Origin of the sequence: Pantoea ananatis PA13 (assembly GCF_000233595.1) — a bacterium.
Classification (GTDB): Bacteria; Pseudomonadota; Gammaproteobacteria; order Enterobacterales; family Enterobacteriaceae; genus Pantoea; species Pantoea ananatis.
Genome location: NC_017554.1, coordinates 2,612,334 through 2,628,847, shown reverse-complemented (window position 1 = coordinate 2,628,847; position 16,514 = coordinate 2,612,334). Strand labels below are relative to the sequence as shown.

18 protein-coding genes and 1 other annotated feature are annotated in these 16,514 nt (G+C 53.6%); of the genes, 10 read left to right on the top strand and 8 right to left on the bottom strand.

The annotated features are described in order from the left end of the window. Positions 1-13: 13 nt before the first annotated feature. Together nadE and PAGR_RS12380 are read right to left on the bottom strand one after the other, a co-directional pair. On the bottom strand, positions 14-838 hold the full coding sequence (gene nadE / locus PAGR_RS12385; RefSeq protein WP_014605972.1) for an NAD(+) synthase: 825 nt from the start codon (positions 836-838) through the stop codon (positions 14-16). 117 nt (positions 839-955) lie between these two features. Continuing rightward, positions 956-2,158, bottom strand: coding sequence for a multidrug effflux MFS transporter (locus PAGR_RS12380; protein ID WP_014605971.1), 1,203 nt, complete (start codon positions 2,156-2,158; stop codon positions 956-958). A 225-nt stretch (positions 2,159-2,383) separates the two neighbouring features. Between PAGR_RS12380 and osmE the strand changes: the two genes are divergently transcribed. Continuing rightward, on the top strand, positions 2,384-2,719 hold the full coding sequence (gene osmE, locus PAGR_RS12375; RefSeq protein ID WP_013025567.1) for an osmotically-inducible lipoprotein OsmE: 336 nt from the start codon (positions 2,384-2,386) through the stop codon (positions 2,717-2,719). Positions 2,720-2,774: 55 nt separating this feature from the next. Here the strand turns inward: osmE and PAGR_RS12370 are convergent, their stop codons facing one another. From PAGR_RS12370 to hxpB, 4 genes are all read right to left on the bottom strand, one after another. Next, complete coding sequence (locus tag PAGR_RS12370; protein ID WP_014605970.1) at positions 2,775-3,173, bottom strand: DUF6515 family protein; 399 nt, start codon at positions 3,171-3,173, stop codon at positions 2,775-2,777. Between the two features lie 195 nt (positions 3,174-3,368). Beyond that, positions 3,369-4,760 carry an L-cystine transporter gene (locus PAGR_RS12365; RefSeq protein ID WP_014605969.1) on the bottom strand — a complete coding sequence of 464 codons (1,392 nt, stop codon included), beginning with the start codon at positions 4,758-4,760 and terminating at the stop codon, positions 3,369-3,371. 150 nt (positions 4,761-4,910) lie between these two features. Continuing rightward, the gene (locus tag PAGR_RS12360) at positions 4,911-5,501 is read right to left on the bottom strand and encodes a metal-dependent hydrolase (RefSeq protein WP_015700429.1); all 591 of its coding nucleotides are present in this window, start codon (positions 5,499-5,501) and stop codon (positions 4,911-4,913) included. A gap of 129 nt (positions 5,502-5,630) precedes the next feature. Continuing rightward, positions 5,631-6,299, bottom strand: coding sequence for a hexitol phosphatase HxpB (gene hxpB / locus PAGR_RS12355; protein WP_013025571.1), 669 nt, complete (start codon positions 6,297-6,299; stop codon positions 5,631-5,633). 156 nt (positions 6,300-6,455) lie between these two features. Here hxpB and PAGR_RS12350 point away from each other — a divergent pair, with 156 nt between their 5' ends. Continuing rightward, on the top strand, positions 6,456-6,992 hold the full coding sequence (locus tag PAGR_RS12350; protein ID WP_014593590.1) for a YniB family protein: 537 nt from the start codon (positions 6,456-6,458) through the stop codon (positions 6,990-6,992). A gap of 4 nt (positions 6,993-6,996) precedes the next feature. Here PAGR_RS12350 and PAGR_RS12345 read toward each other — a convergent pair whose 3' ends face one another. Both PAGR_RS12345 and ghoS read right to left on the bottom strand, forming a co-directional pair. Continuing rightward, on the bottom strand, positions 6,997-7,890 hold the full coding sequence (locus PAGR_RS12345) for a fructosamine kinase family protein (protein ID WP_014605968.1): 894 nt from the start codon (positions 7,888-7,890) through the stop codon (positions 6,997-6,999). A gap of 78 nt (positions 7,891-7,968) precedes the next feature. Continuing rightward, the gene (gene ghoS, locus PAGR_RS12340) at positions 7,969-8,271 is read right to left on the bottom strand and encodes a type V toxin-antitoxin system endoribonuclease antitoxin GhoS (RefSeq protein ID WP_014605967.1); all 303 of its coding nucleotides are present in this window, start codon (positions 8,269-8,271) and stop codon (positions 7,969-7,971) included. A gap of 351 nt (positions 8,272-8,622) precedes the next feature. On the opposite strand from ghoS, the gene PAGR_RS12335 reads away from it, so the two are divergent. The 8 genes from PAGR_RS12335 (at position 8,623) to pheT (ending at position 16,513) form a co-directional block, all read left to right on the top strand. Next, entirely contained in the window at positions 8,623-9,384 is a 762-nt protein-coding gene (locus PAGR_RS12335) for a DUF481 domain-containing protein (RefSeq protein WP_014605966.1), read from the top strand. Positions 9,385-9,630: 246 nt separating this feature from the next. Further along, complete coding sequence (gene thrS, locus PAGR_RS12330; RefSeq protein WP_014593593.1) at positions 9,631-11,559, top strand: threonine--tRNA ligase; 1,929 nt, start codon at positions 9,631-9,633, stop codon at positions 11,557-11,559. Positions 11,560-11,562: 3 nt separating this feature from the next. Then, on the top strand, positions 11,563-12,114 hold the full coding sequence (infC, locus tag PAGR_RS12325; protein WP_026020952.1) for a translation initiation factor IF-3: 552 nt from the start codon (positions 11,563-11,565) through the stop codon (positions 12,112-12,114). A 100-nt stretch (positions 12,115-12,214) separates the two neighbouring features. Further along, entirely contained in the window at positions 12,215-12,412 is a 198-nt protein-coding gene (gene rpmI / locus PAGR_RS12320; protein ID WP_004157374.1) for a 50S ribosomal protein L35, read from the top strand. Positions 12,413-12,456: 44 nt separating this feature from the next. Further along, a complete protein-coding gene (gene rplT / locus PAGR_RS12315) occupies positions 12,457-12,813 on the top strand; it encodes a 50S ribosomal protein L20 (RefSeq protein WP_006118956.1) in 357 nt (118 codons plus the stop codon). A 116-nt stretch (positions 12,814-12,929) separates the two neighbouring features. Further along, positions 12,930-13,055, top strand: a sequence feature (Phe leader region). Continuing rightward, on the top strand, positions 12,935-12,979 hold the full coding sequence (gene pheM / locus PAGR_RS23900; protein WP_106120997.1) for a pheST operon leader peptide PheM: 45 nt from the start codon (positions 12,935-12,937) through the stop codon (positions 12,977-12,979). (Overlaps the previous feature by 45 nt.) A gap of 72 nt (positions 13,056-13,127) precedes the next feature. Then, entirely contained in the window at positions 13,128-14,111 is a 984-nt protein-coding gene (pheS, locus tag PAGR_RS12310; protein ID WP_013025578.1) for a phenylalanine--tRNA ligase subunit alpha, read from the top strand. 14 nt (positions 14,112-14,125) lie between these two features. Beyond that, positions 14,126-16,513 (top strand): phenylalanine--tRNA ligase subunit beta, encoded by a 2,388-nt coding sequence (pheT, locus tag PAGR_RS12305; RefSeq protein WP_014593594.1) that lies wholly within the window; start codon positions 14,126-14,128, stop codon positions 16,511-16,513. The last annotated feature ends 1 nt before the right edge of the window (position 16,514 follow it).

The following is a 16,514-nucleotide window of genomic DNA, read 5'->3' as shown; positions in this document are numbered from 1 at the left end:
AGACGAGGGGGGATTATTTCCAGAAATCGTCGAAAACGGTCACAGGCGGACGACGCTTGTGCTCGGTTTTCAGGTACCAGCCTTCAATGATCTTCGCGCTTTCCGGCGCAATGGTTTTGCCTTCCAGATAGTCATCGATCATGTCGTATGTCACACCCAGCGCGACTTCATCCTGCAGGCCAGGACGATCGTCTTCAAGGTCGGCGGTGGGTTTTTTCAGATAGAGATGCTCGGGACAGCCCAGGGTTTTCAGCAACTGTTTTCCCTGACGTTTATTCAGGCGGAAGATTGGGTTGATGTCACTCCCGCCGTCGCCATATTTGGTGAAGAAACCGGTAACGGCTTCTGCGCCGTGGTCGGTACCGACCACCACACCTTTGGTCATGCCGGCAATGCTGTACTGCGCTTTCATACGTTCGCGGGCTTTTTCATTACCGCGGATAAAATCGGACAGGACGATGCCCGCGTCTTTCAGCGCCCGCTCGCTGGCCAGCACCGCTTCTTTAATGTTGACCACCAGCGAGCGATCCGGCTGGATAAAGGCCAGTGCATCCTGACAGTCCTGCTCATCGGCCTGCACGCCATAAGGCAGGCGCACCGCGATAAAGGTATAGTCTTTATCGCCCGTTTCTTGCCGAAGTTCCGTTATTGCCATTTGGGCCAGTTTGCCGGTCAGGGTTGAATCCTGTCCGCCGCTGATACCGAGTACCAACGTCTTAACACCGCTGTGACGGGTTAAGTACGCTTTTAGGAAATCAACGCTAGTGCGGATTTCCTGTTGTGGATCGATAGTCGGCTTAACGCCGAGTGCGGTAATGATTTCCTGCTGCAGTGACATCAACATCTCCTCAAGTCTGTCGCTCGTTGGCACAATACAACGCCTGTTTTAAAGCTAACGCGCATCCCTGTAAACAACAAGCCAAAGCGACAGCTGTTTTTATCAGGGCAGGCGGAATCACAGGGTTTTTGCACCGGATGCCGGTTTTTTCGCCAAAGCCATAAACGTCAGTATAGCCAGCATGTAGCAGCCAAAAACGGTCAGCGTCATACTGATTACTGATGTTCCTCCGATGCCCGTCACCGGTACGGCAATGGCCCCCAGGGTAAACATCGTCACGCCAATCACGGCTGAAGCGCTACCGGCGCGCTGCCCCTGGCTTTGCATCGCCAGTGAGGCCGCCGTCGTGGAAATCACGCCGTTACTGGCAACGGTAAAGAACAGGGCCAGCAGTAACAGCGGCAGGGGAGCATGACTTATTCCCGCGATCAGCAACAGGCTGGATGCCACGCCTGCCAACGTCAGCCCGCCTTTTAGCACCCGAAACTCCCCCCACAGCGGACAGAGCCGGGCGCTGGTCTGAGAGGCGATGATTAGCCCGAAACCGTTTGCGGCAAAGCAAAGGCTGAACGCCTGCGGTGACAGGCCATAACGTTCCTGCAGAACAAACGGCGAGGAGCCAATATAGGCAAACATGCCAGACATCATCAGCCCCTGCGTCAGACAAAATCCCATAAAAGGGCGATGGGTAATAACCTGGCCCAGCGCCGCATAGGCAGAAAAGACCGATCCCTGACTGCGTCGCCCGGCGGGCAGACTTTCATGCAGCTTTCCGCGCGCCAGCAGGATAAGTAAAACCGCGATACAGCCCAGCACCACAAAGATACCGCGCCAGTTCAGAAAGGTCATGAGTGCGCCGCCCAGTACAGGCGCAGCGACAGGTGCCAGGCCGTTTACCAGCATTAACAGGGCAAAAAAGCGGGTAAGTTCATGACCACTGTACATGTCACGAGCAACTGCCCGTGAGAGCACCGCACCGCCTGCGCCTGCCAGTCCCTGAAACAGGCGAGCCAGTAGCAACTGGTTAATGTCCTGCGCCAGCGCGCAGCCCACCGAGGCAATAAACAGCAGCACCAGGGACAACGTCAGTGGGCGCAGGCGGCCAAATTTATCGCTCATCGGCCCGAAAAACAGCTGCCCGGCTCCCAGACCGAGCAGCCCGGCCGTCAGGCTGAGCTGTGCCGTTGAGGTCGATGTCTGAAGATCCGTTGCCAACTGGGGCAGCGCGGGCAGGTACAGGTCAATGCACAACGGCCCCAGCGCGGCAAGCAATCCCAGTGTAATGGCATAAACCAGGCGGTTTGGTGATGAAAGCTTCATGTATCCTCTGTAGGTAAAATGTGACATTGTCACTTTTAAGGGTTGTTACCAGGGCAGGCCCGGCAAGCGTGCTGTCTCACTTATTGGCGGCTGCGCAAAGGTCATCTCGGGGCATGTTATCAAAGCATCCTGAGCGAGTTGAGTTTAAGTCTGTCATTAACTTGAAAAAAACCGTTTTATGTTCCAGGCTTTTCAGCACATGGACAAAAAACGAGGAACAACAAGATGAATAAAGTGATGGGATGTATCGCTGCGGCGCTGACGCTGGCTGCGCTCTCTGGTTGTACGACTTACGATCGTGCCGAAAGCTACGTGACTAAGCCGGTGGTTAAGGACGTCAAAAAAGGCATGACCCGCGAGCAGGTACGCCAGATTGCTGGCCCAGCTTCCACTGAAATCACCATGGTGCATGCACGTGGTACCTGCCAGACCTACGTTATCGGCGAGCGTGACGGTAAAGCCCAAACCTATTTCGTCAGTTACAACGATGTAGGCCGCGTGATGAACTACGGCTTCCAGAGCTGTGCTGAATACGACACAGACCCGCAGGTTAAGCAGTAATTAGCCGCTTTAAATAAGAAACGGCTCGCCATTGGGTGAGCCGTTTTTTTTATAGCTACAATCCTGCCGGTCGGGGCACTTCAATGTAGCTGCCGTTAATTTCCCGCTGATAGTAGTGCCCGTCCTGCACATAAAAGCGCCTGCCGTTAAAATCCAGCACTCTCATGCCCGTTTCGTAGGTTTGCACAGGCGGCTCAACCACCACGTACTCTTCTCCGTGACGCTGATAATAACTGCCGTTAAGCAGGTAATACGTTAATCCGCCAATCAATACCGCCGTTGCGGCCAGCGGCAGAACATGGAAGTGATCGGGGCCGTGCCAGCGCGGTGCCGGACCATGCCAGCCTGGGCCGGGTCGCCAGTGTGGACCCGGGCCCCAGTCGCCGGGACGAGCAAACGCGTGAGTGGGCGCGACAATTGCTAGCGCCAGTAATGAGGCGATAACCGTTTTCATGAGCATTCTCCTGCAGTTATTACCTGCAGAATTCTCTTTTTGCTGCGTAAAGACAAGGGGAAATGCTGTGCATTATTGCCCGTTTACCACGCTTAACGTTTTCTTAACGGGAACAGGATGATGATGAAGAAATAAGGAGAAGATAAGACAAAAACAGAGAGAAAGACCTGGCGGCGGACGCCAGGTCTGGCGTGATTAGCTGTGCTCTAATTCACTGTGTTCGCTGCGCTCTAAAACGCGTTTATCGGTCAGGCCCAGCCAGCGACTGGTAAGCGATCCTGCGGTCATTGAGCCATTGACGTTTAACGCGGTTCGTCCCATGTCAATCAGAGGCTCAATGGAAATCAGCAGCGCGACCAGCGTGACCGGCAGCCCCATCGCAGGCAGGACGATCAGCGCGGCAAAGGTCGCTCCGCCGCCGACACCGGCTACGCCTGCTGAACTCAATGTCACAATGCCGACCAGCGTGGCAATCCACAGCGGATCAAAAGGATTGATGCCGACCGTTGGGGCGACCATCACTGCCAGCATCGTCGGATAAAGACCGGCACAGCCGTTCTGTCCAATGGTGGCACCAAATGAGGCCGAGAAGCTGGCAATCGATTCAGGTACGCCAAGGCGGCGGGTTTGCGCCTCCACGTTCAGTGGAATGCTGGCGGCGCTGGAGCGGCTGGTAAAGGCAAAGGTCAATACCGGCCACACTTTGCGGAAGAAGCGCATAGGATTGATGCCGTTGACCGACAGGAGCAGCGCATGAACCACAAACATAAGGGTCAGGCCCAAATAGGATGCCACAACAAAGCTGCCCAGCTTGATGATGTCCTGCACGTTGGAGCCGGCAACGACTTTGGTCATCAGCGCCAGCACACCATAAGGTGTCAGCTTCATAATCAGGCGAACCAGCTTCATCACCCACGACTGCAGCGTATCAATGGCGGTCAGTACCCGCTGGCCTTTTACCTCATCATCCTTGTGCAACTGCAGGGCAGCCACACCCAGGAACGCGGCGAAGATGACCACGCTGATGATGGACGTCGGGCTGGCACCGGTTAAGTCGGCAAACGGGTTTTTAGGAATGAATGACAGGATTAACTGAGGCACTGTCAAATCAGCGACTTTACCAACGTAGTTGCTCTGAATCGCGCTCAGGCGAGCCGTTTCCTGGGCGCCCTGTACCAGACCGGTCGCGTTAAGGTGAAACAGGCCGGTGACAAAAACGCCGATCAGGGCAGAAATTGCCGTTGTAAACAGCAGTACGCCGATGGTCAGAAAACTGATTTTTCCCAGTGAGGAGGCATTGTGCAGGCGGGCCACGGCGCTGAGAATCGACACGAACACCAGCGGCATCACAATCATCTGTAACAGCTGAACATAACCGTTACCAACGATGTTAAACCAGCCGATAGAGGCTTTAACGATATCGCTGTTGCCGCCATAAATCAGCTGAAGCGCGAGGCCAAACACTACACCCAGCACCAGGCCAGTCAGAACCTTTTTCGACAGGCTCCAGTTTGCCCGGCCAAGGCGCGACAGCAAAAGCAGTAGCAGCACAAATGCCACGACGTTAAGCGTAAGAGGAATATCCATAGCAACTCCGATGTAATGCAGCATTCCCTGGTCAGGAGAGCAGCAGAGGTTTGATCGTAAAGATACGTATCCAGAAATGGTAACAGTTAGAAATCGCGCAATCTTATATCCAAATGGAATAGCTTATAACCTTACCCTTTTCCCGGGCAATTAACGCTCAGATTGCGCAGAAATGAGACGGCTAACGCCATTTTGTAAGGTGTCGAATACCTGGGCGGGCCAGCCATTTTCGCCAAATGAAGGCATCCCTACCGGGAACCACAGAGCGTAACCGATCAGGCATAAACAGAGCGCTCGCTCCAGTTGATTGCCTTTCTGGCTGTTCAGTACCGGCAGGCGAAAACGCCAGCGGCAGGGCCAGAGTAGTGGAACGCCAGCGGGAGTAAGCATATCCGCCACAATATGGCTCAGATAACCGAGCGTCATGCCCTGCAATACATCGGCCGGGAGGGGCCAGCTTTTCGGTACGTTAATCTGAAACAGCCACAGGCTGGCCGCCACCGCAAGCAGGCTGTGGGTAAATCCCCGGTGACCAAAGGCCCGCGCAATAGGGTGGGACAGCCAGCGAAGCCGCTGTCCTAACAGAGATTTGGGATGATCGATATCGGGAAGCAGGCAGGTCAGTAACGTGGCCGGGATCAAATGCCACCAGTCTGCGTGCGCCATCACCGGCGTGAGTTCGGCCCGTTTGGCAAAAATAGCGCTGGCAACCGCAAAAAAGATATGGCCCTCGGCCGTCATGATAAAACCTGGCTGCAAAAACTGTCGATGCATCCAGTATAGGGATTTATCCAGTAAATGAGAACCTGTGACGCTGTAACGAAGCGTTAATTTTTTAAGCCTGTGCAACAGGTTACAACACAGGCACGATTACCCCAGTAAGTGGGCGGGCATCAGCTGTGTCAGATTGCCGAGTTTAACATCGGCCAGTGCCCAACGAGCATCTTCCTGATGGACGGCAGCCGGCACGACGATGGCGCGCATCCGTGCCGCTTTGCTCGCCACCATTCCGTTAACGGAGTCTTCCAGCGCGACGCAGTTTAACGGATCGATGCCCAGCGCCTCCGCCGCATTAAGGTACACCTGAGGGTGCGGCTTGCTGTAAGGCAGGTTCTCCGCCGAAGACAGCACGTCAAACCAGGGCCGCAGGTTGAACATCTCCAGCACGGCTTCCAGCATAAACAGCGGCGAGGCCGAGACCAGGCCGGTTTTTAGCCCCTGCTGCTTACATAACCTCAGGGCCGATTCAACACCGGGCAGCAGAGGGCGTTCTGTCGCAATCAGTTCCATCACGCGGGTAATAATGCGCTGGGTAATCTCCTGCTGCGACGGACCGGTCCAGGGCAGCGTTTCATACCACATGCGCACGGTTTGATCGATGCGTAGCCCGAGCGTATCGGGCAGCGTATGACGGCGCGTTAAATCAACGTCCAGGGTGGAAAAGATATCCATTTCGGCCCGATCCCAGAGTGGTTCCGAATCAATCAGTAATCCATCCATATCAAATAAAGCCGCGTAAACCGGGCGGTGGTAAGACATAAGGCGCTCCCCTGTAAATAATCCCGCTACCTTACCACGAACGCAGGCGGGGGTTAACGAGAGCCTTGCCGGGCGCAGCCTGCTCTTTTTTTTGGGAAAATTCCCTGAGGGCAGGTTAGACTGAAGGCTAACAGGATTTTGGGTTCAGGAGATATCATGACCTATCAACAGGCTGGCCGTATTGCCATCCTTAAACGCGTTGTCGGCTGGATAGTTTTTTTACTGGCGTTGCTCTCCACGATCATCTCACTGCTGAGTTTTCTCTTTAAACACAGTGAAAAGAAACCCGGCATTGATGCCGTGATGCTCGATTTTATTCATGTCATGGTCGATATGATTCGTTTTAACACGCCGTTTCTGAACGTTTTCTGGCACAACTCGCCCGTGCCGGAGTTTAACGGCCAGATGAACCTGGGGTTCTGGCTGATCTATATTCTGATCTTCATCGGGCTGGCCCTGGAAGCGTCAGGTGCGCGTATGGGGAGGCAGGTTCGCCATGTCCGCGAAGGCATTGAAGACCAGATGATCCTCGAACAGGCGAAAGGCAGCGAAGGGCGCACGCGTCAGCAGGTGGAAGAGAAGGTGCGCATACCTCGTCACACCATTTTTCTGCAGATTTTCCCGCTCTATATTTTGCCCATCGTGATTGTCATCGCCGGATATTTTCTGCTTTCGTTACTCGGTTTTCTCTAACCGGTCAGGCCGGTTTAGCCTGGCCGGCCGCCAGCGCGTCGTCGTCCAGTAACTGACCTACGGCAAACTGCGCGGCACCCAGCCAGTTGCCGCCGAACACGTTGGCCCGGTTTAGCAGATAATAAAGCTGATAAACCGGCTGGCGCTGTGAGAAGCCATCCGGCAGCGGCCAGACCTGATTATAGCCGTCGAAGATTTCTCTGGGCAGATCGTTAAACCAGCTCAGCATCGCCAGATCACATTCTCTGTCGCCCCAGTAACAGGCCGGATCAAAAATCCATGGCCCGTTCTGGCTGGCTGCGCAGTTGGCGGGCCACAGATCGCCATGCAGCAGGGAAGGTTGCGGGTGATGGGAGGCCAGGGTGCGCTGCACACAGTCGACAATCAGCTCGGCATTGCCGTAGAGAATGCCTTTCTCGGCGGCAATTTGCAGCTGCCAGCCGATACGCTGCTCTGCAAAAAAGACTGACCAGCGCCGCAGCCAACTGTTTGGCTGAGGTGTGGTGGTCAGGTTGTTATCGAAATCAAGACCAAACTGCGGTTGTTCGCTCCACTGATGCAGATGTGCCAGCTGCTGGCCCAGCTGCAGTGCGCTGTGAGCGTCGAGAGGCTGAGGCTTGATGTATTCCAGCAGCAGAAAGCTGTAGTCGCGATCGCTGCCCACCCCGTAAACCTCGGGGACGCGGACGGTCTGCGTTCGGCGCAGCAGGGCGAGTTGATCGGCTTCCCAACTGAACAGCGAAACCTTATCGCGGCTGTTGGATTTTACAAAGACATCCTGCTCACCATAGCGAATCAGCCAGGCGGGATGCACATCGCCACCGGGGAGCTCGTGGCGTTGGGTAATATCGGCGTCACCAAATTGCTCGCTTAACAGACGACTAATGGCTGACCACATCGGGTTATCCTCTTTATTCGCTGCCTGAATTCGATTGTAACGCGTTAGCACTGCGCAAAGTCTGCGCCTGCGCACAGACTACTCTGTTGAACGTGCTGCGTCGCGCAGAAAATCGTCAAGCGTGGTGAGCGTCACGTCGGGCGTTTGTCCCAGCGCGCTTTCGCCCGCGGCAATGACCTGCTGTTTTAAATCCTCCTGCGTAAGCGTAGTCACAATGCCAAAACTGTTGGTGCCAAGCTCATGCGGGTTTCCCTTGTCATCCATCAGCGTGGTAGAAAAGCCGCCGGAGGTCATCGCCCCGGTTAACGTCAGCACGTCACTGAGACCGGTTTCCCGGTAATGAAACGTGACGACATAGCGGTGTAAATTCCCGTTGCTCATTCTGCACCTCGGTATGCTCAAATAATACACAGCGTAGTACAGGGTGAAAAAACAGGCGAATAATGAAGGAGATGAGGCGTAAAATCAGATCAATCTGTGTGCAAATTTCGCTGATATTCCAGGCAAAATCCTGTGTAAATCTTGTAAATGAAAAGATGCCATTTGCCAAAAATGGCTCTATAATGCGCGCCGAAATCAGGTTAACGCCTAGTGAATACGCGGCGTTACGCTAAAGTATGCCGTTCTGAGCGAATTCATGTTTTTTTACAAAAGTTACCGTAAATTGCATTGATCGCATTGGGAAACCCTTCAGAATCTTCGTTTTTAAAACTGCTGCACGGATCACATTTAATGAAAGCCTTTAACAAGCTGTCTGCTGTTCTTTTGCTCTCTGCCGGAGCGTTTTGTCACCAGGCGCTGGCCGATAATGCTGTCTTTACCGCAATGGATGACCCTTCAACGGCGAAAAAGCCTTTTGAAGGTTCTGCTTCTGCGGGTTACCTGGCACAAACCGGTAACACCACCAGTTCATCATTGACCGCGCAAACCAATATGACCTGGTACACAGAATCAATGGCCTACAGCTTGTGGGGTAACGCCGCAAACACCTCTGCCAACGATGAGCGTTCTTCGGAAACCTACAACCTGGGTGCCCGTTCGCGTTACAACATGAGCGCCTACGACTACCTGTTTGGTCAGGCAAGTTGGTTGAGCGATCGTTATAACGGCTATGATTCTCGTGATGTGCTGACCGCCGGTTATGGTCGCCAGATTCTGAACGGCCCGGTGCATTCACTGCGTGCTGAATTCGGTCCGGGTGTGCGTTACGACGATTACCGCGACGGCGATCATAAAACGCAGGGGCTGGCTTACGGCGCTGTGAGCTATCAGTGGCAACTTACCGACACCACTAAGTTCATTCAGGGTGTTTCCGTGCTGAGCTCGCTGGGAGAAGACACCACGGTGAACTCAGAAACGGGTTTACAGGTTGCTATTAACGATCACTTTGCCCTCAAGCTGGCCTACAACGTGACCTGGAACAACAACCCACCGGCTTCTGCACCAGACCGTACCGATACCCGAACTTCCGTCATGCTGACCTACGCGATGTAACAGGCGTCAGGATGTCTGAAAAAGCGCGGTCTGGCACAGTGCCTGGCCGCTTTTTTTCGATCTCTCTGAGGCTTAGCGACAAACGCATGGGTTTTGCTCGCGCCTGAAAACTGCTATTATCCGTCCCGCATTACACTCCTGGCGACATTCCGACAATGTGGGTCTGACATAACGCCAGGTCAATAACACTACTCAATTTTGTATGTAAGCTTTCGTGTGGCTTACCACTGCAACTAAGGACATTCTATGCCTGTAATTACGCTTCCTGATGGCAGTCAGCGCTCATACGACCGCCCTGTCAGCGTCATGGATATCGCGCTTGATATTGGTCCCGGTCTGGCAAAAGCCTGCATCGCCGGACGAGTTAACGGTGAACTGGTTGATGCGGTCGATCCCATCACCGACGACGCGTCTGTTGCCATTATCACTGCCAAAGACGAAGCGGGTCTGGAGATCATCCGCCACTCCTGCGCGCATCTGTTAGGCCATGCGATTAAGCAGCTGTGGCCAGATACCAAAATGGCGATCGGTCCGGTGATCGACAACGGCTTCTATTATGATGTCGATATCGATCGTACCCTGACCCAGGAAGACATTGAGCTGCTGGAAAAACGCATGCATCAGTTGGCCGAGACCAACTACGATGTTGTGAAGAAAAAAGTCAGTTGGCAGGAAGCGCGCGATGTCTTCGCGGCGCGAGGTGAAGTCTACAAGACCACCATCCTGGATGAGAACATCAGTCATGACGATCGCCCCGGGCTGTATCATCATGAAGAATATGTCGATATGTGCCGCGGTCCGCACGTACCGAACATGCGTTTCTGTCACCATTTTAAACTGCAGAAAATCTCCGGCGCATACTGGCGCGGCGACAGCGACAACAAAATGCTGCAGCGCATTTACGGTACAGCATGGGCAGATAAGAAACAGCTGGCGGCTTATTTACAGCGTCTGGAAGAGGCGGCGAAGCGCGACCACCGTAAAATTGGTAAGCAACTCGACCTCTATCATATGCAGGAAGAAGCGCCGGGCATGGTTTTCTGGCATAATGACGGCTGGACAATTTTCCGTGAGCTGGAAGTGTTCGTCCGCAGTAAGCTAAAAGAGTACCAGTATCAGGAAGTTAAAGGCCCGTTCATGATGGATCGGGTGCTGTGGGAAAAGACCGGCCACTGGGAAAACTATAAGGATGCGATGTTCACGACCTCTTCTGAGAACCGTGAGTACTGCATCAAACCGATGAACTGCCCAGGGCACGTCCAAATTTTTAACCAGGGGCTGAAATCGTATCGCGATTTGCCGCTGCGTATGGCTGAGTTCGGTAGCTGCCACCGTAATGAACCTTCAGGTGCTTTGCATGGCCTGATGCGTGTGCGGGGCTTTACCCAGGATGATGCGCATATTTTTTGTACGGAAGATCAGCTGCGTACCGAAGTGAACAGCTGTATCCGCATGGTTTATGACATGTACAGCACCTTTGGCTTTGAAAAGATTGTGGTGAAACTGTCCACCCGTCCTGAAAAGCGTATTGGTTCTGACGAAACCTGGGATCGTGCAGAAGAAGATCTGGCTGCGGCGCTCAATGAAAACAACATTGAGTTTGAGTACCAGCCGGGTGAGGGCGCGTTCTACGGCCCTAAAATTGAATTTACACTATACGATTGCCTTGACCGCGCCTGGCAGTGTGGAACGGTTCAGCTAGACTTTTCCCTGCCTAAGCGTCTGGATGCCACCTACGTGGGTGAAAACAACGATCGTCAGACGCCGGTAATGATTCACCGTGCGATTCTGGGTTCGATGGAGCGCTTCATCGGTATTTTGACCGAGGAGTTCGCCGGTTTCTTCCCAAGCTGGCTGGCGCCGATGCAGGCTGTGGTAATGAATATTACCGACGGTCAGGCAGAATATGTTGAGACTTTGACACGTAAATTGCAGAATGCTGGCATTCGTGTGAAAGCGGACTTGAGAAACGAGAAGATAGGCTTTAAAATCCGCGAGCACACATTACGTCGCGTCCCTTATATGTTGGTCTGTGGTGATAAAGAGGTGGAAGCTGGCAAAGTGGCCGTTCGCACCCGCCGTGGTAAAGACCTTGGGTCGATGGACGTCGATGTGTTTGTTGAGAAGCTGCAGCAAGAGATTCGCAGCCGCAATCTTCACCAATTGGAGGAATAAAGTATTAAAGGCGGAAAACGAGTACAACCTACGCGTCCGAATCGCATCAACAGTGAAATTCGCGCAACAGAAGTGCGCTTAACAGGCGTTGAAGGCGAGCAACTTGGTATTGTAAGTCTACGCGAAGCTCTGGAAAAAGCTGAGGAAGCGGGTGTAGATTTAGTTGAAATCAGCCCGAACGCCGAACCGCCGGTTTGCCGCATCATGGACTACGGCAAGTTCCTCTATGAAAAAAGTAAATCTTCTAAGGAACAGAAGAAGAAACAAAAAGTTATTCAGGTTAAGGAAATCAAATTCCGTCCTGGAACCGATGATGGCGACTATCAGGTCAAACTACGCAACCTGATTCGCTTTCTGGAAGAAGGCGATAAAGCCAAAATCACGCTGCGTTTCCGCGGTCGTGAGATGGCGCACCAGCAGATCGGTATGGAAGTGCTTAACCGCGTCCGTAAAGACCTGTGTGAAGATCTGGATTTGGCCATTGTCGAATCCTTCCCTTCGAAGATCGAAGGCCGCCAGATGATCATGGTGCTCGCTCCTAAGAAGAAACAGTAGGCATTCAAGTAGCAATGACCGCGCAGCGCTTGCGTTGTGCGGTTTGTTGTTCGCCTGTCTGGGTCATGTTATCAACAATGCGAAGTGGATATTTTTTAAAATGCCAAAGATTAAAACTGTACGTGGCGCGGCTAAGCGCTTCAAGAAGACCGCTTCTGGCGGCTTCAAGCGTAAACACGCAAACCTGCGTCATATTCTGACTAAGAAATCTACTAAGCGTAAACGTCACCTGCGTCCGAAAGGCATGGTGTCTAAAGGCGATCTGGGTCTGGTTATTGCCTGCCTGCCGTACGCATAAGTAAATTTTTTTAATTAATTCAGAATATTAAACAGGAGAGCTAAATGGCTCGTGTAAAACGTGGTGTAGTTGCTCGCGCACGTCACAAAAAAATCTTAAAACAAGCTAAAGGTTACTACGGTGCACGTTCACGTGTTTACCGCGTTGCCTTCCAGGCTGTTATCAAAGCTGGTCAGTATGCTTACCGCGACCGTCGTCAACGTAAGCGTCAGTTCCGTCAGCTGTGGATCGCGCGTATCAACGCAGCAGCGCGTCAGAACGGTATGTCTTACAGCCGTTTCATCAATGGTCTGAAAAAAGCAGCCATTGAAATTGACCGTAAAATCCTGGCCGACATCGCCGTATTCGACAAAGTGGCATTCACTGCACTGGTAGAAAAAGCGAAATCAGCGCTGGCGTAAGTCAGTTGAAAAAGGGAGCTTGCTCCCTTTTTTATTACCTGTAACCTGAGCAAAAGATTGACTTTTTCGCCGCTGCGCATTTCAATAGTGCCGTTGGAAATCATGACAAGGTAACGCAAGCATGAATGCTGCTATTTTCCGTTTCTTTTTTTACTTTAGCGCCTGACAATCAGGGGCTTTTGCGCATAAGAAAAGAAACGAAAAATCGCGCTGAAAGCCTCCCACGTGGAGGCTTTTTTTGTTTTTGGCGCTGGCATATTGGACCGGCAGGTCCCAACAAGTACTAACCAGCCTGACTGGAAAAAGAGGAAAACATGTCCCAACTAGCAGAACTGGTGGCGAACGCCACGGCGGCCATCGACGGGGCGACCGATATCGCCGCCCTTGACGCGGTGCGCGTCGAATATCTGGGGAAGAAAGGGCATCTGACATTACAGATGACCACATTGCGTGAATTGCCAGCGGAAGCGCGTCCTGCGGCCGGTGCGGTGATTAACGAGGCTAAACAGCAGGTAACGGATCGTCTGAACGCGCGTAAAGAGGAGATGGAGTCTGCGGTCCTTAATGCCCGTCTGGCGGCAGAAACCATCGACGTTTCCCTGCCGGGACGCCGTATCGAAAACGGCGGCCTGCATCCGGTGACCCGCACCATCGATCGTATTGAAACGTTCTTTGGCGAGCTGGGCTTTGCGGTAGTGACCGGTCCGGAAATTGAAGACGATTATCATAACTTCGATGCGCTCAATATTCCGGGCCATCACCCGGCGCGTGCCGATCATGATACTTTCTGGTTTGATGCCACGCGCCTGCTGCGCACGCAAACCTCAGGCGTGCAAATTCGCACCATGAAGAACCAGCAGCCGCCTCTGCGCATTATTGCGCCGGGCCGCGTGTACCGTAACGATTACGATCAGACGCACACGCCGATGTTCCACCAGATGGAAGGGCTGATCGTCGATAAGAATATCAACTTCACCAACCTGAAAGGCACGCTGCACGATTTCCTGAACAACTTCTTTGAGGAAGATTTGCAGATCCGCTTCCGTCCTTCCTATTTCCCGTTTACCGAGCCGTCCGCTGAAGTGGATGTGATGGGTAAAAACGGCAAGTGGCTGGAAGTGCTGGGCTGCGGCATGGTGCACCCCAATGTTCTGCGCAATGTCGGTATCGATCCGGAAGTCTATTCAGGCTTCGCCTTTGGCATGGGCATGGAGCGCCTGACCATGCTGCGCTACGGCGTGACCGATTTACGCGCATTCTTCGAAAATGATTTACGTTTCCTCAAACAATTTAAGTAAGGGCAGGTTATCCAATGAAATTCAGTGAACTCTGGTTACGCGAATGGGTAAATCCAGCCCTTGACAGTGCGGCCTTATCTGAGCAAATCACCATGGCCGGCCTGGAAGTGGACGGCGTTGAACCCGTTGCGGGCGCGTTTCACGGCGTCGTGGTCGGTGAGGTAGTGGAATGCGGTCAGCACCCTAATGCCGACAAACTGCGTGTGACCAAAATCAATACCGGCGGCGATCGGCTGCTGGACATCGTCTGCGGCGCACCAAACTGCCGTCAGGGCCTGAAAGTCGCAGTCGCCACCGTGGGTGCCGTGCTGCCGGGCGATTTTAAAATTAAAGCGGCTAAGCTGCGCGGCGAACCGTCCGAAGGCATGCTGTGCTCGTTCTCTGAGCTGGGGATTTCCGACGACCACAGCGGCATTATCGAACTGCCCGCCGATGCGCCGATTGGCACGGATATCCGTGACTACCTGCAGCTGGACGACAACACCATTGAAATCAGCGTCACGCCTAACCGCGCAGACTGCCTGGGCATTATCGGGATTGCCCGCGATGTGGCGGTGCTGAACAGCCTGCCGCTTAACGCGCCGGTCATTGAGCCGGTTGCGGCGACGATTGCTGATACGTTACCGATTAATGTCGAAGCCACCGCTGCCTGCCCACGCTATCTGGGCCGTGTCGTGAAAGGCATCAACGTCAGCGCAGCAACGCCGCTGTGGATGAAAGAGAAGCTGCGTCGCTGTGGTATTCGCTCTATCGATCCGGTCGTTGATATCACCAACTACGTGTTGCTCGAACTGGGCCAGCCAATGCACGCGTTCGATCTGGACCGCATTGACGGCGGTATCGTCGTGCGGATGGCGAAAGATGGTGAGGCGCTCACGCTACTGGATGGCACAGAGGTGAAGCTCAGCAGCGATACGCTGGTGATTGCCGATCATCAGAAAGCCCTGGCGATGGGCGGCATTTTTGGTGGTGAACATTCCGGTGTAAACGGCGAAACGCAAAATATTTTGCTGGAGTGTGCCTGGTTCGAACCGCTGGCGATTGCGGGCCGCGCACGCCGTCATGGTTTGCACACCGATGCATCACATCGCTACGAGCGCGGTGTGGATTCTGCACTGCAACACAAGGCGATGGAACGCGCGACTCAGCTGCTGCTGAGCATCTGCGGCGGTGAAGCGGGCCCGGTTATCGATCAGACGTCGGCGGACGCCTTGCCGCAACCGGCCACGATCACGCTGCGTCGTGAAAAGCTGGATCGGCTGATTGGTCATGTTGTCAGCGATGAGCAGGTCACGGATATTCTGACGCGCCTGGGTTGTCAGGTCAGCGTAACCCCTGGGGAATGGCAGGCAGTCGCCCCCGCCTGGCGCTTCGATATGGCTATCGAAGAGGATCTGGTAGAAGAGATTGCCCGCATTTATGGTTACAACAATATCCCGGATGTGCCAGTTCAGGCCGGTCTGGTCATGACAAAGCACCGTGAAGCTAACCTGTCGCTGAAGCGTGCAAAAATGCTGTTAGTGGATAAAGGCTACCAGGAAGCCATCACCTACAGCTTCGTGGACCCGAAAGTACAGCAGTTGCTGCATCCGGGTGAAGAGGCGCTGCTGCTGCCCAGCCCGATCTCCAGCGACATGTCCACCATGCGTTTGTCACTGTGGACTGGCTTACTCAGCGCGGTGGTCTATAACCAGAACCGTCAGCAGAGCCGCGTGCGTCTGTTTGAGAGCGGTCTGCGATTTGTTCCTGATACTCAGGCGGATCTCGGTATTCGTCAGGATCTAATGCTGGCAGGCGTGCTGAGTGGCAACCGCTATGAAGAACACTGGGATCTGGCGCGTCAGACCGTTGACTTCTATGATTTGAAAGGTGATTTAGAGTCATTGCTGGATTTAACCGGCAAGTTGAATGCGATTAGCTTTCGTGCAGAGGCGAATCCAGCGCTCCATCCTGGACAAAGTGCGGCAATTTATTTACAGGATGAACGAATCGGATTTATCGGAGTGGTTCATCCCGAGCTTGAACGTAAGCTGGATCTCAACGGTCGTACCTTAGTCTTTGAACTGCTTTGGAATAAGGTCGCAGACCGCGTCCTGCCTGATGCGCAAGAGGTTTCACGCTTCCCGGCAAACCGCCGTGATATCGCCGTTGTTGTGGCCGAAAATGTGCCGGCAGCAGATATCATCGCAGAGTGTAAGAAAGTTGGCGTAAATCAGGTAGTTGGCGTAAACTTGTTTGACGTGTACCGAGGTAAGGGTGTTTCCGAGGGCTATAAGAGCCTCGCAATCAGCCTGATTTTGCAGGATACCAGCCGGACACTCGAAGAAGAGGAGATTGCCGCGACGGTTGCCAAATGCGTTGCGGCATTAAAAGAGCGATTCCAGGCAACCTTGAGGGATTGAA